Origin of the sequence: Klebsiella sp. DY2415 (genome assembly GCF_026314315.1) — a bacterium.
GTDB lineage: Bacteria > Pseudomonadota > Gammaproteobacteria > Enterobacterales > Enterobacteriaceae > Klebsiella > Klebsiella ornithinolytica.
In genome coordinates, this window is record NZ_CP111115.1 from 4,598,313 (window position 1) to 4,619,012 (window position 20,700).

Consider the following 20,700-nt stretch of genomic DNA (forward strand, 5'->3'; position numbering starts at 1 on the left):
CAGGAGACATCATGACGCTACTGAGCGCATTTTCGTTGCAGTTCCCCCTGTTATGGGGCGGATTGTTGTTTATTTTCGGCCTGACGTTTGGCAGCTTTTTTAACGTGGTTATCTACCGTTTGCCGCTGATGATACAGCAGGAAGAGTCCGCACGATTCAACCTGTGCGTTCCCGCCTCCTTCTGCCCCCAGTGCCAGCGGCCCATCATCTGGCGGGATAATATTCCGCTGCTCAGCTATCTCTCACTCAAAGGGCGCGCCCGCTGCTGCCAGGCGCCCATTTCTCAGCGCTATCCGCTGACGGAGCTGGCCAGCGGGCTGCTCTTTGTGTTGGCCGGCTATCTGCTGACGCCGGGATTACCGCTGCTGGGGGGCCTGATCCTGCTCTCCACGCTGCTGGTACTGGCGATCATCGACGGCCAGACTCAGCTCCTGCCGGATCGGCTGACTCTGCCGCTGCTGTGGGCCGGTCTGCTGTTTAATCTCAACGGCACGTTTGTCCCGCTCAGCGAAGCGGTGATCGGCGCCATGACGGGCTATTTATCACTGTGGACGGTTTACTGGCTGTTTCGCCTGCTGACCGGCAAAGAGGCGCTAGGATACGGCGATTTTAAGCTGCTGGCGGCACTCGGCGCATGGTCCGGCTGGCAGATCCTGCCGCAGACGCTGCTGTGCGCCTCGGCCAGCGGCCTGATCTGGACCTTGCTGCAACGGCGGATCACGCTCCAGTCGCTGGATCAGCCGCTGGCCTTCGGCCCCTGGCTGGCGCTGGCGGGCAGCAGCCTGTTTCTGTGGACTCAGACGCTGTAACCGCGGCTCGACAAGCCCGGCTACGAATACTTTTTGGTGCGCCGCGTCGGCGCGGTATTGGCCGGGTCGTCCGGCCAGACATGTTTGGGATAACGCCCCTTCATCTCTTTTTGCACCTCGCGATAGGTCCCCTGCCAGAAAGCGCTGAGGTCACGGGTAATCTGCAGCGGACGCTGCGCAGGCGACAGCAGCTCCAGCACCAGCGCGATCCGCCCCTGAGCTATCGTCGGCGTGGTGGCTTCGCCAAACATCTCCTGCATACGTACCGCCAGCGCGGGCGGATTGTCGGCATGGTAGCGGATCGCTATCCGGCTTCCGGTCGGCACCGTGTAATGGGTTGGCAGTTCGCTGTCCAGCTTCTGGCGCAATGACCACGGCAACCCGTTTTGTAGCGCCTGGCGCACATCCAACGCTTTCAGCGCGCGCAGCGAGTGCACTCCGCTCATCTGCGGTAGCAGCCAGGCTTCAAGCGAGTCCAGCAGCGAAGCGTCGTCGACGGCCGGCCACGCCTCTTCTGGCAGCCATTGTGCCGCGCAGAGCAGGCGCAGACGCAGCTGTTCGGCTTCCGGCGTCCAGTTAAGCACGCCGAGGCCCTTATCGCGGATGCCGTTGAGCATCGCCTGATGCAGCTCCTCTTCCGAGGGTTTCGCCAGCGGCTGGGTTTTTAACACCAGTTGACCGATGCAGGTGCGTCGCCAGGCCTTCAGCGTCCCCTGCGTTTCATCCCATTCGACGGTATCGGAACGCTGCGCCAACCCGGGGCACTGCGCCAGCAGCGCATTGACATCCAGCGGCAGCGCCAGCAGAATCCGCGCGTCCGGCGAGGTGCTTCCCTGCAGGAGCAGAGGCGCAATCAGCCATTCGTGGCGCCCGAGCGCATCATCGGCGTCCAGCATCGCCCCCATCCCGTTGGCGAGCTGATAGCGCCCTTCCTGACCGCGGCGACGGGCAATCCGGTCGACAAATGCCGGTGCCAGCAGCGGCGCCAGGCGTTGCGCATCAGGCTGACCATCGCGGCTGCCCAGTCGCTTCAGAAGCTGTTGCGCCCGCTGCTGCCAGTTCGGCTGCTGGCGAGCAAACGCCGCGCCGAGATCGCTGTTTCCGCCGCGCGGAGGCTCTTCGAGGATCGCCGCCAGTTTCGCCGCAGTCGCCGCATCATCCGCATCAACTGCCGCTGTCAACATGGCCGCGAGCCGCGGGTCATTACCCAGGGTGGCCATTTTGCGCCCGCGCGCCGATAACCTGTCGCCCTCCAGCGCCGATAGCGCCGTCAGCAAACGTCGGGCCGCGGCCAGGTTTGCTTCCGGCGGCAAATCGAGCCAGTTCAGCTGCGCCGGATCGTGGCATCCCCACAGGAAGAGCTCCAGCAGCAGCGCCGAGAGATCGCTGTGCAGTATCTCAGGATCGCTCTGTACCGCCGCGCGTTCCGCCTGCTCTTTGCCGATCAAATGCAAACAAATCCCCGGCTCCAGACGGCCGGCGCGACCGGCGCGTTGGGTCATTGACGCCTGGCTGATGCGTTGCGTCACCAGTCGGGTTAAACCGGTACGGGCGTCAAAGCGAGCGACGCGCTCCTGGGCGCTATCGACCACCAGCCGGATGCCTTCGATGGTTAAACTGGTCTCGGCGATATTGGTTGCCAGCACCACTTTGCGCTGACCTTCGGCGGCCGGGAGAATCGCTTTACGCTGCTCGCTTAGCGGCAGCGCCCCGTACAGCGGGCAAAGCACCACATCGTCGGCCACCAGCTCAGCCAGCTGCGCCTGGACCCGCTGAATTTCCCCCACGCCCGGGAGGAACAGCAGCATCGAGCCGCGCTCCTGGCGCAGCAGCTCCGCAGCGGCGATAGCGACCGCTTCATCGAAACGCTGATGAGCGGCAAGCGCCTGAAAACGTTTTTCCACCGGGAACGCACGCCCTTCAGAGGAGAGGGTCGGAGCCGAGGGCAGCAGCCGCTGCAGACGATCGTTATCCAGCGTCGCTGACATAATCAGCAGTTTAAGATCATCGCGTAGCCCCTGCTGGACATCCAGCAGCAGCGCCAGCGCCAGATCCGCCTGCAGACTGCGCTCGTGGAACTCATCGAGGATCACCAGTCCGACGCCGCTCAGTTCGGGATCGTGCTGGATCATCCGCGTCAGAATGCCTTCAGTCACCACCTCCAGCCGCGTATTCGCTCCGACGCAGGTTTCCGCGCGCATCCGATAGCCGACGGTCGCCCCCGGTTTCTCACCCAGCAGCTCCGCCAGACGTTGTGCCACATTGCGGGCGGCTAATCGCCGCGGCTCCAGCAGGATAATGCGCCCGTCGATATGGCCATCGGCGAGTATTTGCAGCGGCAGCCAGGTCGATTTCCCGGCGCCGGTTGGCGCAGTGAGCAATACCTGCGGCGCCTGCTGGAGTGCAGAAAGAAGTTCAGGGAGGATGGCGGCAACCGGCAATTGGGACACGAATGGCTCCGGAGGTTAACATTTGAGGGCAAGCATTGTAGCATCCTGATAATTCATTACCGAGTCTCTATCATGTCCGAGCCGAAAAGGCTGTTTTTCGCCCTTGAGCTGCCTGCTGAAGCCCAGCGGCAAATCGTTCACTGGCGCGCGGCGAACTTTGCGGAAGATGCCGGACGGCCGGTGGCCGCAGATAACCTGCACCTGACGCTGGCCTTTCTTGGCGAAGTCAGCGCGGACAAGCAGCGTGCGCTGGCGGCGCTGGCCGGACGCATCCGCCAGCCCGGATTTACGCTCACCCTCGACGATGCCGGCCAGTGGCTGCGTTCCCGCGTGGTGTGGCTCGGCACCCGCCGGCCTCCGCGCGGCCTGCTACAGCTGGCCAGCATGCTGCGCGCCCAGGCGGCACGCAGCGGTTGCTATCAAAGCCCGCAGCCGTTTCATCCGCATATCACCCTGCTGCGCGAGGCCCGCCACGCGGTGCCCATTCCGCCCCCGGGCTTCAGCTGGACTTTTGCCGTCAGTGAGTTTGTGCTTTATGAATCCCGTTTTTCCCGCGGACGCACCCGCTATACCGCGCTGGAACGTTATCCCTTCAACAAGGAAAGCTGATGCAGTTCAATCCACCTTTACAATCCGCCATCCTGATTAAGCGTTACAAACGGTTTTTGGCGGATGTGGTCACCCCCGACGGTCGGGAACTTACGCTACACTGCCCGAATACCGGCGCGATGACCGGCTGCGCGACACCCGGCGACACCGTCTGGTACTCCACGTCGGATAACCCGAAACGCAAATACGCCCATACCTGGGAATTAACGCAAACCCAACGGGGCGCGATAATTTGTGTTAATACTTTACGCGCGAATATACTGGCAAAAGAGGCGATACTGGCGGGGAACATTGTCGAACTTTCTGGCTATAACACGCTGAAAAGTGAAGTAAAATACGGCGAGGAAAAGAGTCGTATCGATATTATGTTACAGGCAGAAGAGCGACAAAACTGCTATATTGAAGTGAAATCGGTTACGTTGGCGGAAAATGACAGCGGTTATTTCCCCGATGCTGTTACCGAGCGCGGTCAAAAGCACCTTCGGGAGCTGATGAGCGTGGCGGCGGCAGGTGACCGGGCCGTAATCTTGTTCGCCGTGCTCCATTCGGCGATTGACCGTTTCTCACCCGCGCATCATATTGATGCCAGATACGCACAGCTGTTGATTGAGGCGCAAACCAAGGGGGTAGAAATTCTCGTTTATAAAGCGGAACTTTCTACCGAAATGATGACTCTGAATAAGCCGATTACCGCGGTGTTAACCCCCGGTAAATAAACGGCTAAATTGTGTCCGGGTCGCGAGCGCAAATACGCTTTTCTTCACAGGGTTGTCAAGTGTAACGTTTAGATAATTGCTATCCGGAAAAGCATCTGCTATTTATAGCGGCCTGATTTTTCCCCCAACATGGGGATCGATAGTGCGTGTTAAGGAGAAGCAACATGCAAGAAGGGCAAAACCGTAAAACATCGTCCCTGAGTATTCTCGCCATCGCTGGGGTGGAGCCATATCAAGAGAAGCCGGGCGAAGAGTATATGAACGAAGCCCAGCTGGCGCACTTCAAGCGTATTCTTGAAGCATGGCGTAATCAACTCAGGGATGAAGTGGATCGCACCGTATCGCACATGCAGGATGAAGCAGCTAACTTCCCGGATCCGGTCGACCGTGCCGCTCAGGAAGAAGAATTCAGCCTGGAACTGCGTAACCGCGACCGCGAACGTAAACTGATCAAAAAGATCGAGAAAACGCTGAAGAAAGTCGAAGACGAGGATTTCGGCTTCTGCGAATCCTGTGGCGTTGAGATTGGCATTCGCCGTCTGGAAGCGCGTCCGACCGCTGACCTGTGCATCGACTGCAAAACGCTGGCGGAAATTCGCGAAAAGCAGATGGCTGGCTAATCCGCTTCGCTATCGTATCTCCGGCGGGAGTCTCTCCCGCCTACATGTTTTATTAGTCACCCATGAATGACTCACACTATATTGGCCGCTTTGCCCCCTCACCTTCCGGCGAACTTCATTTCGGCTCTTTGATTGCCGCTCTCGGCAGCTATCTTCAGGCCCGTGCGCAAAACGGTATCTGGCGCGTACGCATTGAAGATATCGATCCGCCGCGGGAAGTCCCCGGCGCCGCCAGTACGATTCTGCGCCAGCTAGAGCACTACGGCCTGCACTGGGACGGCGAAGTGCTGTGGCAGTCGCAGCGTCACGAAGCCTACCGCGAACGGTTGGCCTGGCTGCACGAACAGGGGCTTTGCTATTACTGCACCTGTACCCGGGCCCGTATTCATGCCGTCGGCGGCGTGTATGACGGCCACTGCCGCGATTTACGACTTAGCGCAAACGACGCCGCCCTGCGCTTACGTCAGACGCGCCCGGTCCTCGCGTTTTATGACCGTCTGCGCGGCACCCTCGTCGCCGATGAAGCGCTGGCGCGGGAAGATTTCATTATCCATCGCCGCGACGGTCTGTTCGCCTATAATCTGGCGGTGGTGGTGGACGATCATTTCCAGGGGGTCAGCGAAATCGTCCGCGGGGCGGATCTTATCGAACCGACGGTGCGCCAGATTTCGCTGTATCAGCATTTTGGCTGGCAGGCTCCGGACTATGTCCATCTGCCGCTGGCAGTGAATGCCCAGGGGAATAAACTCTCCAAACAAAACCACGCCCCGGCGCTGCCGGAGGGCGATCCGCGTCCCGAAATTATGCGGGCGTTAATGTTTCTTAATCAGGATATTGAGCAGGAATGGCGAGCGTTAAGTATTGAGGATTTACTGAAGAATGCGGTAGCCAACTGGGACCCGCAAAAAATCCAGCATTCTCAAATGACTCTCGCTGAGCTATGATTAGCCGCTATTTTTCTCGTCGCCTTTCAAGTTGCTCCTGCGTTGGTGCACTTGTTCACCCCGGTCACATAGCGATCTATGCGCCTGGGACTCACAAGTTTGCCGCCTTGCTGCAACCCGGAATGCATAGAGTAATATTTTGATCTGAAGTCCGTCTGACACTACGAGGTGCAACATTTTTACCCGAGTCGCTAATTTTTGCCGTAAGGTGCTAAGCCGTGAAGAGCGCGACGCAGAAGCCGCCGTTGAACAAACGCATATGACGGTTATCCCGCGTGAACAGCATGCAATTTCCCGCAAAGATATCAGTGATAATGCCCTCAAGGTGCTCTATCGACTGAACAAGGCGGGCTATGAAGCCTATCTCGTCGGCGGTGGCGTACGTGACCTCCTGCTCGGTAAAAAACCGAAAGATTTTGACGTGACAACCAGCGCGACGCCGGATCAGGTTCGTAAACTGTTCCGCAACTGTCGTCTGGTGGGCCGTCGTTTCCGCCTGGCGCACGTGATGTTCGGGCCGGAAATCATCGAAGTCGCCACCTTCCGCGGCCACCATGAAGGACACACCACCGATCGTGTGACTTCACAGCGCGGCCAGAACGGGATGCTGCTGCGCGACAACATCTTCGGTTCGATCGAAGAAGATGCCCAGCGTCGCGACTTCACCATTAACAGCCTGTATTACAGCGTGGCTGATTTTACCGTGCGCGACTACGTCGGCGGCATGAAAGATCTGCAGGAGGGCATGATTCGCCTGATTGGCGATCCGGAAACCCGCTACCGCGAAGATCCGGTCCGCATGCTGCGCGCTGTGCGCTTTGCCGCCAAGCTCAATATGAACATCAGCGCGGAAACCGCCGAGCCGATTCCGCGTCTTGCCGCACTGCTCCATGACGTTCCTCCGGCGCGTCTGTTCGAAGAAGTCCTGAAGCTGCTGCAGGCGGGCTACGGCTATGATACCTACATGCTGCTGCGCGAATATAACCTGTTCCAGCCGCTGTTCCCGACCATCACCCGCTACTTTACCGAGCGCGGCGATAGCCCGATGGAACACATCATTACCCAGGTGCTGAAGAATACCGATAACCGCATCCATAACGATATGCGCGTTAACCCGGCGTTCCTGTTCGCGGTCATGTTCTGGTATCCGCTGCTGGAAATGGCGCAGAAAATCACCCAGGAGAGCGGTCTGGCCTATAACGACGCTTTCGCCCTGGCAATGAACGATGTGCTGGATGAAGCCTGCCGTACGCTGGCCATTCCGAAGCGTATTACCACGCTGGTACGCGATATCTGGCAGCTGCAGCTGCGCATGTCCCGCCGCCAGGGCAAACGCGCGTGGAAGCTGATGGAACATCCGAAATTCCGCGCCGCCTACGATCTGCTGGAGCTGCGTGCCGGCGCCGAGAAAAATGGCGAACTGCAGCGTCTGACCAAATGGTGGGGCGAGTTCCAGGTTGCCGCGCCGCCAGATCAAAAAGAGATGCTTAACGAGCTCGATGACGAACCCGCGCCGCGCCGCCGTCATCGTCGCCCGCGCAAACGCACCCCGCGTCAGGGTGGCGCATGACCCGCGTCTACATCGCAATCGGCAGCAATCTGGCCTCTCCTCTGGAGCAGGTCAATGCTGCCGTGACGGCGCTGGCTGCCATTCCGGACAGCCGGATGGTCGCCGTCTCCTCTTTTTACCGCACGCCGCCGCTGGGACCGCAGGATCAGCCTGACTACCTCAACGCCGCCGTCGCCCTGGACACGCATCTGCAGGCGGAAGCCCTGCTGGATCATACCCAGCGCATCGAGCTACAGCAGGGCCGTCAACGCAAAGCCGAACGCTGGGGCCCCCGTACGCTGGATCTCGATATCATGCTGTTTGGCGATGCGGTGATAAACAGCGAGCGCCTGACGGTACCGCACTACGATATGAAAAACCGCGGTTTTATGCTGTGGCCGCTGTACGAGATTGCCCCGACGCTCCATTTCCCCGATGGCACCGCTTTGCGTGACGTGCTGGAAAACCTCGGTGCCGAAAAGCCGGCAATCTGGTCGTGCCCCCTTCCCCATTGTTAGCCATTACGGCGATCGTCGTTATCGATTGCCTAAAACCATTGCCCCTCTGAATGCTGCTGTTAGAATGCCGGTTAATATGACTTTCATCATCAGGAAACGTTATGAAACCGACCACTATCGCCCTGCTGCAGAAATGCAAACAGGAGAAGCAGCGCTTCGCCACCATCACCGCCTATGACTACAGCTTTGCGAAGCTGTTTGCCGATGAAGGGATCAACGTGATGCTGGTAGGGGATTCGCTGGGCATGACGGTGCAGGGGCACGACTCGACCTTGCCGGTGACCGTGGAAGATATCGCCTATCACACCCAGGCGGTACGTCGCGGCGCCCCCCATTGCCTGCTGCTCGCCGACCTGCCGTTTATGGCCTATGCCACCCCGGAACAGACTTTTGCTAACGCCGCCATCGTGATGCGCGCGGGCGCTAACATGGTCAAGCTTGAAGGCGGCGCCTGGCTTGCGGAAACGGTGAAAATGCTGGCGGAACGCGCGGTGCCGGTTTGCGGCCACCTTGGCCTGACCCCGCAGTCGGTCAATATTTTCGGCGGCTATAAAGTGCAGGGCCGCGGCGATGCGGCGCAGGCGCTGTTCGACGACGCGCTGGCACTGGAAGCGGCAGGCGCACAGTTGCTGGTCCTTGAGTGCGTCCCGGTCGAGCTGGCTCAGCGTATTACCGAGGCGTTAACCATTCCGGTTATCGGCATTGGTGCAGGCAACGTCACCGATGGTCAAATTCTGGTGATGCACGACGCTTTCGGGATCACCGGCGGCCATATTCCTAAATTTGCTAAAAATTTCCTGGCTGAAGCGGGCGACATGCGCGCCGCAGTGCGGCAGTATATTGCCGACGTGGAGTCCGGCGTTTATCCGGGCGAAGAACACAGTTTCCATTAAGGAGTCTTGTTGTGCTGATTATTGAATCCCTGCCGCTGCTGCGCCAGCATATCCGCCGTTTGCGCCAGGAAGGTAAGCGTATCGCGCTGGTTCCCACTATGGGCAACCTGCACGACGGCCATATGCAGCTGGTGGATACCGCAAAAGCCAGCGCCGATGTCGTGGTGGTCACTATTTTCGTCAACCCGATGCAGTTCGACCGCCCTGACGATCTGTCGCGCTACCCGCGTACGCTGCAGGATGATTGCGAAAAGCTGAACAAACGTAAGGTGGATTTTGTTTTCGCCCCCGCGCCGGCAGAGATCTATCCGCACGGTACCGAAAACCAGACCTATGTGGATGTCCCGGGGCTGTCGACCATGCTCGAGGGTGCCAGTCGTCCAGGCCACTTCCGCGGCGTATCGACCATCGTCAGCAAGCTGTTTAACCTGGTCCAGCCGGATGTCGCCTGCTTTGGCGAGAAGGACTTCCAGCAGCTGGCGCTGATTCGTAAAATGGTTGCCGACATGGGTTACGATATTGAGATAATCGGCGTGCCGATTATTCGTGCTAAAGATGGTTTGGCGCTGAGCTCACGCAACGGCTACCTCACCGCAGAGCAGCGTAAAATTGCGCCGGGCCTGTATAAAGTGCTGAGCGCCGTCGCCGGTAAGCTTGCCGCCGGTGAACGTAACCTGGATGAAATCATTACCCTTGCCGGGCAGGAGCTGAACGAGAAAGGCTTCCGCGCCGACGATATCCAGATCCGGGATGCGGATACGCTGCTGGAGCTGACGGAAACCAGTAAACGTGCGGTGATCCTGATGGCCGCATGGTTGGGACAGGCGCGGTTGATCGATAACCACATCGTCGAGCTGGGTCAGTAGACAAGGGTTAAAAATCTGGCAATATTGCCGGACATTTACTCAAAGCGGATGTCATGTCCGCTTCGTATCATTAAGGTATAGACCCTGACTAATCCGGTTGCAGACCGGCGGCAGGCAAGAGCACTACCGTCCCCCATCAGGGGAAAGTCGCTCGCCCGCCACGACCCTGCACTCTGAAGCAGGAGGGGAAGAAAGGTAGACATCATGATTCGTAATATGCTGCAGGGTAAACTCCACCGCGTTAAAGTCACGCAGGCCGACCTGCACTATGAAGGTTCCTGCGCCATTGACCAGGATTTTCTGGATGCGTCCGGTATTCTTGAAAACGAAGCGATCCACATCTGGAACGTGACCAACGGCAACCGTTTCTCCACCTATGCCATTGCCGCCGAACGTGGCTCGCGAATCATTTCGGTGAACGGCGCTGCCGCGCACTGCGCCAGCGTGGGTGACATTCTGATTATTGCCAGCTTCGTCACCATGCCTGATGAAGAAGCCCGCCGCTGGCAGCCGAAAGTGGCCTATTTTGAAGGCGACAACGAAATGAAGCGCCAGGCAAAAGCCATTCCGGTACAGGTTGCCTGATAGCCGATAGCTGACGGTGCGCCGCCCAGGCGGGGCACCGTTTATTACGGTATAAATATTACCTCATCATCACACTCTTCCCACCTCCATCAAGACCATTGGTGCGATACCACACCGGATGGCCGGTCAAAGTAAGAAGCTCCTTTCTGAAGTAAACCTGTGCCAGGGGACCGGGCCAACTTTTACGCTACCACCTTAGCGTAATGCTTCATCCACTCACTGGTGGCAGAATATTCACAGGTGGATTTTTATCAGCCAGATCTTCTCCGCGGTGAATCATATCGAACGTCTGTGGTAAGTATTGCACGGCACAACCCCCATATCCTTTGATGCCGGGCGATGTGGCGCGATTGAAAAAATTTCGCCAGGAAAGTGACCAGCCTACACTCTCGAGGCGGACCCGGTCTGATAAAGGTGTAGTTGTATTCACAGCAGCTATTCCGGAAAGTAAAAAATTATATTGATTCTGATACTTTTCCGCGTCCTAATTTAACTGGCTGATTCTCATCTCCTCACTGTTCACTACCTTTCCCATTAAGGAAAAGATCTATGCGATAAAATCATGGCATGGGTATTCTGAAATCGGAGATGTTCCACATTTACACTTTAATTTCTTCATCATTAAAAACCCTTAACCATAATTAACAGCAACATCCCAACCAAATTAAATAGATCTCATGAATATTTATAAATTTATATTACCATAAAAATTTTGGTGCTATTCAATTGAATGCACTCACGAATAATAACTAATCAGCACGTAATGCCTTTATATTTTTATTTTATGGTTAATCACACTCTTAAATTTACTGACTTATCAATTTTTTTGTTTTTTTAAATTGCTGACCTATGTTTGATCTTAGTCAATCTTTGAGTATGTAAAAATATCTACATTAAAACGGTAACAACAAAAATTAATAACTAAGTGCGAAAGATCTTTGACTTTATGATGGCCATCTTTTTATTTGGAACATCTGAATTAGTCATTCCCTCACGATCCACTGAAATTATAATCAGTATCTATAGTCTGGAGGGGTAATGACCTAAGGTTAATGTATAAAAAGACTGTGGATTTTTGTTGTCTGAATCATGTGCCTTATTGTTCTCAAGATGATAACCCTGGCATTGTATCTGTTAATCAGTTATCTCTACTTCGACTTTTATCGTAATAGGTAAAATATCACATTAAAGAATACATTACTGGCCCCAGTGTTTATTTTGATTCTAAAATCATTTATTTGGTGGCCAAATATCCTTGGCTATTGGGATGAAGTGCGGTAACTGACGGAGTTATCAGCGGTGTTCTGGGAGGAGTGAGGCGCTGTTGTTGGTAATTTGATAATTATCTGACTTGCAACCTTACAGATAAATTACACGCCGAGAAAACCTAATTAAAATGCGATTAATTGAATTAGTTCAAATTTCTCGTTTTTTTGGAAAAAAATATGAACAGATATAAAAAAATTGAAGCTTTCTCATATGCGTTATTATCACCAATTATTGCCATGAATATTTTATGGAAGGCCGATGTATATTCAGAGAAAAACATTTATTTGGGAATGTTGATCACAGTTCAGAGTTTCATTGGCACCAGAGTAATCCTGGAGTTTATCTATAGAAATATACTCTCACATAAACCATGGCGTTATAAAAGAGGAGGCATGTTTAAGTATCCCTATTGCCTTGAAAAAAGCGTTGTGAATTTGTGGTTCTTTTTGGTTTTTATAGAGATAATCCTTATAGCTGAATACCCAACGGAACCAAAATTATTTTTATTTAAAACAATCACAGCACTAATGGTGTTATTAGGAAGCATTGAATCGGGGGATTATATTCGTAAGATAGTTAACTATGTATATAATTACTATACTCTTCATCATCACAAAAGGAAACAGTGAACTGATATAATAGTTCAGCAGTTGCTTATCATTCCATCCGGGAAGAAATTATGCGACAGTTTAGAAATGAAAATAACCAAAACATTATATATATAATGCACAAACTATTCACTATCAAGATGCGATGTTACATCAGGTACGCATCTGAAAATCCCCGCCAGACACGCACAGAGTTTATTAGGCGTTAATCTGTTCAGGATTAACGCCTTTTAATTAAAACCGTTATATAAACCACTATTGCCACGATGAGCAGGGAAGCAACGCAAAGAGCCAAAAAATAATACTTATCCCATGTAAAATCAGACATAAATCCTGTTGATTCCGTAATCAGTCTGTACATCTTTATTTCTGGTATCAGCACGTATAACAGGACAAACACAACTGTAAACAGCAATGCTTGCCCAAACCATAATAGTACGTATTGTATTGGCTTCATTAGTACACCTGTACGGTACCGAAAGCAGTTAATGGCGCTGTTACCTGTATTGTGGGCGTATTAAATCAAATAACCATAAATAAAAAATGGACTTCATGCCAGACAACAAATTCTGAAAATAAATAAGATGATCTCTGAAACACCTTGTCAGGAATTTATTCGCGGGGTGGCCGGTTTCGTATCACCGGCACCATTTATCCCTGCGGCTGATTGCTGATCAATCGCGACATCGTCTCCAGCGAATCGGTCCGCAGAATATAGAGTCTTTTTAGTAAGAACGGGTTATCGCCCGGCTTCACCTTCCCTCTCACCGTGGTCACCGCCATATGAAAACCGGCGTCGTTCGCCGCCCTGACCGCCGTCGCGTTATAGCCGCCAAACGGATAAGAGAGATACAGCACGTGCGGATTAAACTGGGCAAGCGCGCGCCGCGAACGCTCAAAATCGAACAGCACATTATGGTAGCTGCGGCTCAACAGAATCGGATGATGCAGGGCATCAACCCGGTGCAGGAAGTGGGTATGGGACTGTATATCAAAAACGTCCTGAATCTGCTTCAGCTCGGAAACACTCATAAACTGCAGCGATTTCGGCTCCCATTTCTGCGGGTGGCGTTTGATACGCGATGAGATAATAAATGCCGTCGCGTGAAAGCCATACTGCTTCAGAATCGGGTACGCGTAGCGGTTAACCGACTTCAGACCATCGTCAAAGGTAATCACCACCGAGCGGGCCGGCAGATTGATTTTATTACGCAGATAGCCTTCCAGCTGATACATCGTCAGCGTAGTGTAGCCCCGGTCGCGGAGCCAGGTCATCTGGTTGCTGAAGGCGCGTACCGAAGTCGTGGTAGAGGTGTGGCGAAAACGGGTGTTCTCTTCATCGCGCAGAATGTGATGGTAGGTCAGCATCGGGATACCGCGATCTTCCTGAGCATCCAGGCTGCTGACCCACGCCAGCCGGTTACCAATACGAATTTGAAACCAGGTCTGGTTGAGACGGTCTTTCAGCTTGCTGATAATGGGATAGCGCAGATTATTCGCCAGGGTGCCAAACGGCGCGCTACCGACGGAAGGCGCATCGTACACCGGCGTATCTTTCCAGGTGAGCAGATTCTGGTTGCTCAGCGGTTTATGCAAATCGCCGAGATTGTCTTCAACCCGCTGCTTGCCCTGCACCGGTTCGAGGTGGCCTTTATCGATAAAGCCGGTGCCGAAACCGAAGCTGAATTCATAATAATCGGCGGACGTCGGCACCACGGCGATAATTTGCCCGGCCCGAATGTTCCCCACGCTCACCACGTCATTTCCGACCTGCGCCCAGATAACCGCATCTTCCGTGGTCTGCATATAGCGGGCGGGGGTCCCCTGCTGGCTAAGCAGGCTGGCTGAAGCGCTGAGCGATGTCAGTAAAAGGAACAGGGCAACAATTCGGACAAACATGCAGGTCGGACCGCTAGAGAAATCAGCCGCCATTGTAACAAAAGCGGCATCAATACCAATGCTTAATTCCCGAACGCATCATGGCGCAGGCGGAAAGGCGGATTTTTTTGCTGTTGGTGCCAGAGGCTGCTGACGACCGGGCCTCCGCTGCTTACGATCGCCTCGCGAAACGCTTCGCTGCTCAGGGTGTAGCGCAGGAGATACATACGCTCCAGTAATGGATAGCTGATACCGGAGATCACTTCACAATGGGTATGTTTATGGCTCATCAGGGCCGCCACGCGATAGGGAGGTGCTCCGGTGTGGTCGGTCAAAAAAATCACGCCATCGCCGCTGTCCGTGGCGTGCAGCGCATCGCACATCATCCGGCTCAACATATTGCTGCTAAGATTACGCCAGTAATTTACCGCCCGGCATTGCGCCAGCGGGCCAAACTTTTTTTCCAGACGATCCAGCAGTTCCTCCGCCTTCTCATCATGACAGGTAATCACCCAACCCAACATAGACAGCCTCCTTAGCAGAGAAACACTGTAACAAAGGGGATGACGCAGATGAGTGATGGCAGTCAAGATTAGCGGATAGCGCCTCGCCTGGCGGCCAGGCGCTATTTGCCGATGCGCGGTTAGCTGCGCAGACCGCGTCCACGCTGGATCAGATACCAGCACAGGGCGTAGAACAGAACAATAAACACCACCAGCACGCCAAAAGTCGTCATCAGCGGAACATCGTTGATGCCGAGGAATCCGTAGCGGAAGCCGCTGATCATGTAAACAATCGGGTTAAGGTGCGACAGCGCCTGCCAGAATGGCGGCAGCAGGGTCAGGGAGTAAAACACCCCGCCGAGGTAGGTCAGCGGCGTCAGCACGAAGGTGGGGATCAGGCTGATATCATCAAAGGTTTTGGCAAAAACCGCGTTCAGCAAACCCGCCAGCGAGAAGAGGACCGCGGTCAGCATCAGCGTCAGCCCAACGAACAGCCAGGAATGCACCTGGAACGGCACGAAGAACAACGATATCGCGGTAACCAGAATCCCTACGCACAGCCCTCGCGCCACCCCACCACCAACATAGCCGGCGATGACCACGTGCGTCGGCACCGGCGCCACCAGCAGCTCTTCGATGTTGCGCTGAAATTTCGCGCTGAAGAACGAGGAGGCCACGTTGGCATAGGCGTTGGTGATGACCGCCATCATGATCAGACCCGGCACAATAAACTGCATATAGGTAAAGCCATGCATTTCACCGATCCGCGAGCCGATCAAATTGCCAAAGATGACAAAATAGAGGGTCATGGTGATCACCGGCGGTACCAGCGTCTGGATCCAGATACGCATAAAGCGGTGAATTTCCTTGGCCCAGATGCTTTTCAGCGCGACCCAATAAAGCTGCATCATGCTGATTCTCCTTTTCTGTCATGCACCAGCGTGACAAACAGCTCTTCCAGCCGGTTGGCTTTGTTACGCATACTTAACACCTGAACTCCCTGAGCACTCAGCTGGGCAAATACGCTGTTAATCCCCTGCTCGCGCAGCACTTCGACTTCCAGCGTGGATGTATCCACCAGGCGATACTGGTAACCTTCCAGCGTCGGCAGCGGGCTTTTCGGCGCCAGATCAAGGATGAACGTTTCTGATTTCAACTTGGCAAGCAGCGCCTTCATCGAGGTGTTTTCCACCAGCTCTCCGCGTTGAATAATCCCGATATTGCGGCACAGCATCTCCGCCTCTTCCAGGTAATGGGTGGTCAGGATGATGGTGGTGCCTTTATCGTTCAAATCCTTGAGAAAACCCCACATCGAGCGGCGAAGTTCGATATCCACCCCTGCGGTGGGTTCATCAAGGATCAGCAGTTTGGGTTCATGCATCAACGCGCGGGCAATCATCAGGCGTCGTTTCATCCCGCCGGAGAGCATCCGTGCACGTTCGTTGCGCTTTTCCCACAGATCGAGCTGTTTTAAGTACTTTTCGCTGCGCAGAAGCGCTTCTTTATGCTCCACGCCGTAGTAGCCGGCCTGGTGAACGACGATCTGCTGGACGGTTTCAAACGGGTTGAAGTTGAACTCCTGCGGCACCAGCCCGAGCTGACGCTTGGCGTTCACCACGTCCTTTTGCAGGTCGTAGCCAAAGACGTTGACCTCACCGGAGGTTTTATTTACCAGCGAACTGATAATGCCAATCGTGGTGGATTTTCCCGCCCCGTTAGGGCCGAGCAGCGCATAAAAATCCCCTGCTTCCACCTGCAGATCGATTCCCCGAAGCGCCTGAACCCCACCGGGGTAGGTCTTGGTGAGCTGTTTTAATTCCAGAGCAATGGTCATTAAATATCTCTTCTCGTGTCATGACACGCGATGGGTTGTTTTAAATAAAGTGAGGTTAACCTATATTAGCCCAACGCACTTACTTGGTTACAGGCCGTAAACGTCCATGAATGATATAGATACACTCATCAGCAATAATGCACTATGGTCAAAAATGCTGGTGGAAGAAGACCCCGGCTTTTTCGCAAAATTGTCACAAGCGCAGAAGCCACGCTTTCTGTGGATTGGATGTTCTGATAGCCGTGTTCCTGCGGAACGGTTAACCGGCCTTGAGCCCGGTGAACTGTTTGTCCATCGTAACGTCGCTAATCTGGTGATTCATACCGACCTGAACTGTCTTTCCGTGGTGCAGTATGCCGTTGACGTGCTGGAAGTCGAGCATATCATCATCTGCGGCCACTACGGCTGCGGCGGCGTGCAGGCGGCAGTAGAAAACACCGAGCTGGGGCTTATCGACAACTGGCTGCTGCATATTCGCGATATCTGGTTCAAACACAGTTCGCTGCTGGGCGAAATGCCTGAAGAGCGTCGACTGGATACATTATGTGAACTGAACGTGATGGAGCAGGTTTATAACCTGGGCCACTCGACCATTATGCAGTCGGCGTGGAAGCGGGGTCAGAAGGTCACCATCCACGGCTGGGCCTACGGTATCCATGACGGGCTGTTACGCGATCTTGATGTGACTGCCGTCAGCCGCGAAACCCTTGAACAGCGCTACCGCCACGGAATTTCCAACCTCAAGAGCAAACACGTCAACCACAAGTAAGCCGCCCGCTTCAGAAAACCCCGGCAGCGCGGTGCGCCATCGTCCGGGGTTGCATGAAACCTTACTCGTCCAGCAGCACCACTTTGCCGACGTACGGCAGATGGCGATAGCGCTGAGCGTAATCAATCCCGTAGCCGACCACGAACTCATCCGGGATAGCAAAGCCAACAAACTCTACCGGCACGTTCACTTCACGGCGGCTAGGCTTGTCCAGCAGCGTACAAATAGCCAGAGATTTCGGCTCACGCAGGCTGAGAATTTCACGCACTTTAGACAGCGTGTTGCCGGAATCGATAATGTCTTCCACAATCAATACGTCTTTACCGCGAATGTCTTCATCCAGATCTTTCAGGATTTTAACGTCACGGGTCGTCGACATGCCGCTGCCGTAGCTGGAGGCGGTCATAAAATCGACTTCATGCGGCACCTGCACTTCACGACACAGATCGGCCATAAACATAAATGAGCCGCGCAGCAGCCCCACCAGCACCATCTCGCTGCCGCTGTCTTTGTAGCATTCGTTGATTTGACGACCCAGTTCGGCGATACGCGCTTTGATCTCGGCTTCCGGGATCATCACTTCTACAGTATGTTTCATTAAACTAACCATTTGATTCTTAAGATAAATCATCAACACCGCTGCGAATGCACCGACATTGACCGGCAAGCTATGCAGTATACCAGTAAAAAGAAATATGCGATGCAGGGAATAATAAAGCCCATTTTGTGATTCCGATCACACTTGTTAAATCCTATAATTAATTGCAATTAAAAAATTAACAAACAACCGAGTGTCTTTCTATGGCAGAAACAAAGTCTCAACAATCACGGCTTCTCGTGACGCTGACAGCTCTCTTTGCAGCGTTCTGCGGCCTGTATCTTCTTATTGGCGGGGTATGGCTGGCGGCCATTGGCGGCTCCTGGTATTACCCTATTGCTGGCCTCGTCATGCTGGCCGTCACCGTGATGCTGTTGCGGGGCAAACGCGCAGCGCTCTGGCTCTATGCCGCGCTGCTTCTCGCCACCATGATCTGGGGCGTCTGGGAAGTCGGCTTTGACTTCTGGGCGCTTACGCCGCGTAGCGATATTCTGGTCTTCTTCGGCATCTGGCTCATTTTGCCTTTTGTCTGGCGTCGTCTGCCGATCCCATCGGCCGGCGCGGTCGCCGGTCTGGTTGTGGCCCTGCTGATCAGCGGCGGTATCCTGACCTGGGCCGGTTTTAACGATCCGCAGGAAGTGAACGGTACCCTGAATGCCGATGCGACGCCTGCGGCGCCGATCTCCGCGGTTGCCGATGGCGACTGGCCGGCGTACGGCCGTAACCAGGAAGGCCAACGTTATTCACCGCTGAAGCAAATCAACGCCGATAACGTGAAAAACCTGAAGGAAGCCTGGGTATTCCGCACCGGCGACCTGAAGCAGCCCAACGATCCGGGTGAAATCACCAACGAAGTGACGCCGATTAAAGTGGGGAACATGCTGTACCTGTGTACCGCCCACCAGCGTCTGTTTGCCCTTGATGCGGCTACCGGGAAAGAAAAATGGCACTTTGACCCGCAGCTGAACGCGGATCCGTCCTTCCAGCACGTCACCTGCCGCGGCGTCTCTTATCACGAAGCGAAAGCAGACAACGCGCCGGCAGATGTCGTCGCCAACTGTCCGCGCCGGATTATCCTGCCGGTCAACGATGGTCGCCTGTTCGCCATTAACGCCGACAACGGCCAGCTGTGCGAATCCTTTGCCAACAAAGGGATTCTCAACCTGCAGACCAACATGCCGGTCACCACGCCGGGGATGTACGAACCGACGTCGCCACCGATCGTGACCGATACCACCATTATCATTGCCGGTGCCGTGACCGATAACTTCTCGACGCGCGAACCGTCGGGCGTCATTCGCGGCTTTGATGTCAACACCGGTAAACTGCTGTGGGTCTTCGATCCGGGCGCGAAAGATCCGAACGCCATTCCGGATGATGAACATCACTTCACGCTGAACTCCCCGAACTCCTGGGCGCCTGCGGCCTATGATGCGAAGCTGGACCTCGTGTACCTGCCGATGGGCGTGACCACTCCGGATATCTGGGGCGGTAACCGTACGCCGGAGCAGGAACGCTACGCCAGCTCTATCGTGGCGCTGAACGCGACCACCGGTAAACTGGTATGGAGCTATCAGACCGTTCACCACGATCTGTGGGACATGGATATGCCGTCTCAGCCTACGCTGGCGGATATCGACGTTAACGGTAAAACCGTTCCGGTCATCTACGCACCGGCCAAAACCGGTAATATCTTCGTCCTTGACCGTCGTAACGGCGAACTGGTCGTCCCGGCACCGGAAAAACCGGTTCCTCAGGGGGCAGCGAAAGGCGATTATGTCTCTAAAACTCAGCCATTCTCCGACCTGAGCTTCCGTCCGAAGAAAGATTTGACCGGCGCGGATATGTGGGGCGCCACCATGTTCGATCAGCTGGTGTGCCGCGTGATCTTCCACCAGCTGCGTTATGAAGGCATCTTCACCCCGCCGTCAGAACAAGGCACGCTGGTCTTCCCGGGTAACCTGGGGATGTTTGAATGGGGCGGGATTTCCGTTGACCCGAACCGCCAGGTGGCCATCGCCAACCCAATGGCGCTGCCGTTTGTATCGAAACTGATCCCACGCGGCCCGGGCAATCCGATGGAGCCGCCGAAAGACGCGAAAGGTTCCGGTACCGAATCCGGTATCCAGCCGCAGTATGGCGTACCGTTCGGCGTGACCCTCAACGCCTTCCTGTCGCCGTTTGGCCTGCCGTGCAAACAGCCGGCCTGGGGTTACATCTCCGCGTTGGATCTGAAGACCAACGAAGTGGTATGGAAAAAACGTATCGGTACGCCGCAGGATAGCCTGCCGTTCCCGATGCCGGTCCAGCTGCCGTTTAACCTTGGTATGCCGATGCTTGGCGGCCCGATCTCCACCGCCGGCAACGTGCTGTTTATTGGCGCTACCGCCGATAACTACCTGCGCGCATACAACATGAGCAACGGTGAAAAACTGTGGCAGGCCCGTCTGCCGGCAGGCGGCCAGGCGACGCCAATGACCTATGAAGTGAATGGCAAACAGTATGTGGTCATCGCCGCAGGCGGCCACGGCTCGTTTGGCACGAAGATGGGGGACTATATCGTCGCCTATGCGCTGCCTGATGAGGCGAAATAAGCCCCAGGCAAAAACGCAGTAACAAAACAGAAGGCCCGGTGAACACCGGGCCTTTTTTTACGCGTGCATAATATCCCCTGCGAGGGGG

The 20,700-nt window shown here is 54.9% G+C and carries 18 protein-coding genes; 12 read left to right on the top strand and 6 right to left on the bottom strand.

Annotated features, from left to right (window positions below; translation table 11 throughout):
- Positions 1-11: 11 nt before the first annotated feature.
- On the top strand, positions 12-809 hold the full coding sequence (locus OQV00_RS21875) for a prepilin peptidase (protein WP_266279419.1): 798 nt from the start codon (positions 12-14) through the stop codon (positions 807-809).
- Between the two features lie 20 nt (positions 810-829).
- On the opposite strand, the gene hrpB is transcribed toward OQV00_RS21875, so the two are convergent.
- A complete protein-coding gene (hrpB, locus tag OQV00_RS21880; protein ID WP_266279421.1) occupies positions 830-3,259 on the bottom strand; it encodes an ATP-dependent helicase HrpB in 2,430 nt (809 codons plus the stop codon).
- Between the two features lie 72 nt (positions 3,260-3,331).
- On the opposite strand from hrpB, the gene thpR reads away from it, so the two are divergent.
- From thpR to panD, 9 genes are all read left to right on the top strand, one after another.
- Positions 3,332-3,868 carry an RNA 2',3'-cyclic phosphodiesterase gene (gene thpR, locus OQV00_RS21885; RefSeq protein WP_004858022.1) on the top strand — a complete coding sequence of 179 codons (537 nt, stop codon included), beginning with the start codon at positions 3,332-3,334 and terminating at the stop codon, positions 3,866-3,868.
- Entirely contained in the window at positions 3,868-4,584 is a 717-nt protein-coding gene (gene sfsA, locus OQV00_RS21890) for a DNA/RNA nuclease SfsA (RefSeq protein WP_004858020.1), read from the top strand. Before thpR ends, sfsA begins: the two co-directional genes overlap by 1 nt.
- 164 nt (positions 4,585-4,748) lie before the next feature.
- Positions 4,749-5,204: an RNA polymerase-binding protein DksA gene (dksA, locus tag OQV00_RS21895; protein ID WP_004858018.1), complete on the top strand. Its 456-nt coding sequence runs from the start codon at positions 4,749-4,751 to the stop codon at positions 5,202-5,204.
- A 62-nt stretch (positions 5,205-5,266) separates the two neighbouring features.
- Complete coding sequence (gluQRS, locus tag OQV00_RS21900) at positions 5,267-6,148, top strand: tRNA glutamyl-Q(34) synthetase GluQRS (protein WP_004858016.1); 882 nt, start codon at positions 5,267-5,269, stop codon at positions 6,146-6,148.
- Between the two features lie 175 nt (positions 6,149-6,323).
- Positions 6,324-7,718: a polynucleotide adenylyltransferase PcnB gene (pcnB, locus tag OQV00_RS21905; RefSeq protein WP_071824645.1), complete on the top strand. Its 1,395-nt coding sequence runs from the start codon at positions 6,324-6,326 to the stop codon at positions 7,716-7,718.
- A complete protein-coding gene (gene folK, locus OQV00_RS21910) occupies positions 7,715-8,215 on the top strand; it encodes a 2-amino-4-hydroxy-6-hydroxymethyldihydropteridine diphosphokinase (protein ID WP_266279424.1) in 501 nt (166 codons plus the stop codon). The genes pcnB and folK overlap by 4 nt, the downstream gene beginning before the upstream one ends.
- Positions 8,216-8,316: 101 nt before the next feature.
- Positions 8,317-9,108 carry a 3-methyl-2-oxobutanoate hydroxymethyltransferase gene (panB, locus tag OQV00_RS21915; protein ID WP_004858008.1) on the top strand — a complete coding sequence of 264 codons (792 nt, stop codon included), beginning with the start codon at positions 8,317-8,319 and terminating at the stop codon, positions 9,106-9,108.
- Between the two features lie 11 nt (positions 9,109-9,119).
- The gene (gene panC / locus OQV00_RS21920) at positions 9,120-9,974 is read left to right on the top strand and encodes a pantoate--beta-alanine ligase (protein WP_004858005.1); all 855 of its coding nucleotides are present in this window, start codon (positions 9,120-9,122) and stop codon (positions 9,972-9,974) included.
- 204 nt (positions 9,975-10,178) lie between these two features.
- Positions 10,179-10,559 (top strand): aspartate 1-decarboxylase, encoded by a 381-nt coding sequence (gene panD, locus OQV00_RS21925; RefSeq protein ID WP_004858002.1) that lies wholly within the window; start codon positions 10,179-10,181, stop codon positions 10,557-10,559.
- 2,528 nt (positions 10,560-13,087) lie between these two features.
- Here panD and OQV00_RS21930 read toward each other — a convergent pair.
- The 4 genes from OQV00_RS21930 to OQV00_RS21945 form a co-directional block, all read right to left on the bottom strand.
- Positions 13,088-14,335, bottom strand: coding sequence for a polysaccharide deacetylase family protein (locus OQV00_RS21930; protein ID WP_015585133.1), 1,248 nt, complete (start codon positions 14,333-14,335; stop codon positions 13,088-13,090).
- A 62-nt stretch (positions 14,336-14,397) separates the two neighbouring features.
- Positions 14,398-14,838 (bottom strand): PTS sugar transporter subunit IIA, encoded by a 441-nt coding sequence (locus tag OQV00_RS21935; protein ID WP_004857996.1) that lies wholly within the window; start codon positions 14,836-14,838, stop codon positions 14,398-14,400.
- Positions 14,839-14,957: 119 nt separating this feature from the next.
- Positions 14,958-15,728: an ABC transporter permease gene (locus OQV00_RS21940; protein ID WP_015585134.1), complete on the bottom strand. Its 771-nt coding sequence runs from the start codon at positions 15,726-15,728 to the stop codon at positions 14,958-14,960.
- The gene (locus tag OQV00_RS21945) at positions 15,725-16,651 is read right to left on the bottom strand and encodes an ABC transporter ATP-binding protein (protein WP_004857993.1); all 927 of its coding nucleotides are present in this window, start codon (positions 16,649-16,651) and stop codon (positions 15,725-15,727) included. Before OQV00_RS21945 ends, OQV00_RS21940 begins: the two co-directional genes overlap by 4 nt.
- A 106-nt stretch (positions 16,652-16,757) precedes the next feature.
- On the opposite strand from OQV00_RS21945, the gene can reads away from it, so the two are divergent.
- Complete coding sequence (gene can / locus OQV00_RS21950; protein ID WP_004857991.1) at positions 16,758-17,420, top strand: carbonate dehydratase; 663 nt, start codon at positions 16,758-16,760, stop codon at positions 17,418-17,420.
- Between the two features lie 61 nt (positions 17,421-17,481).
- Here the strand turns inward: can and hpt are convergent, their stop codons facing one another.
- Positions 17,482-18,018, bottom strand: coding sequence for a hypoxanthine phosphoribosyltransferase (gene hpt / locus OQV00_RS21955; protein WP_015585135.1), 537 nt, complete (start codon positions 18,016-18,018; stop codon positions 17,482-17,484).
- Between the two features lie 203 nt (positions 18,019-18,221).
- Here hpt and OQV00_RS21960 point away from each other — a divergent pair, with 203 nt between their 5' ends.
- A complete protein-coding gene (locus tag OQV00_RS21960; protein WP_004857943.1) occupies positions 18,222-20,612 on the top strand; it encodes a glucose/quinate/shikimate family membrane-bound PQQ-dependent dehydrogenase in 2,391 nt (796 codons plus the stop codon).
- The last annotated feature ends 88 nt before the right edge of the window (positions 20,613-20,700 follow it).

Excerpts from the sequence above, each read along its gene's own strand:
- OQV00_RS21875 (WP_266279419.1), top strand. The coding sequence starts at position 12 with ATGACGCTACTGAGCGCATTTTCGTTGCAGTTCCCCCTGTTATGGGGC.
- thpR (WP_004858022.1), top strand. The coding sequence starts at position 3,332 with ATGTCCGAGCCGAAAAGGCTGTTTTTCGCCCTTGAGCTGCCTGCTGAA.
- sfsA (WP_004858020.1), top strand. The coding sequence starts at position 3,868 with ATGCAGTTCAATCCACCTTTACAATCCGCCATCCTGATTAAGCGTTAC.
- dksA (WP_004858018.1), top strand. The coding sequence starts at position 4,749 with ATGCAAGAAGGGCAAAACCGTAAAACATCGTCCCTGAGTATTCTCGCC.
- gluQRS (WP_004858016.1), top strand. The coding sequence starts at position 5,267 with ATGAATGACTCACACTATATTGGCCGCTTTGCCCCCTCACCTTCCGGC.
- folK (WP_266279424.1), top strand. The coding sequence starts at position 7,715 with ATGACCCGCGTCTACATCGCAATCGGCAGCAATCTGGCCTCTCCTCTG.
- panB (WP_004858008.1), top strand. The coding sequence starts at position 8,317 with ATGAAACCGACCACTATCGCCCTGCTGCAGAAATGCAAACAGGAGAAG.
- panD (WP_004858002.1), top strand. The coding sequence starts at position 10,179 with ATGATTCGTAATATGCTGCAGGGTAAACTCCACCGCGTTAAAGTCACG.
- OQV00_RS21930 (WP_015585133.1), bottom strand. The coding sequence starts at position 14,335 with ATGTTTGTCCGAATTGTTGCCCTGTTCCTTTTACTGACATCGCTCAGC.
- OQV00_RS21935 (WP_004857996.1), bottom strand. The coding sequence starts at position 14,838 with ATGTTGGGTTGGGTGATTACCTGTCATGATGAGAAGGCGGAGGAACTG.
- OQV00_RS21940 (WP_015585134.1), bottom strand. The coding sequence starts at position 15,728 with ATGATGCAGCTTTATTGGGTCGCGCTGAAAAGCATCTGGGCCAAGGAA.
- OQV00_RS21945 (WP_004857993.1), bottom strand. The coding sequence starts at position 16,651 with ATGACCATTGCTCTGGAATTAAAACAGCTCACCAAGACCTACCCCGGT.
- can (WP_004857991.1), top strand. The coding sequence starts at position 16,758 with ATGAATGATATAGATACACTCATCAGCAATAATGCACTATGGTCAAAA.
- hpt (WP_015585135.1), bottom strand. The coding sequence starts at position 18,018 with ATGAAACATACTGTAGAAGTGATGATCCCGGAAGCCGAGATCAAAGCG.
- OQV00_RS21960 (WP_004857943.1), top strand. The coding sequence starts at position 18,222 with ATGGCAGAAACAAAGTCTCAACAATCACGGCTTCTCGTGACGCTGACA.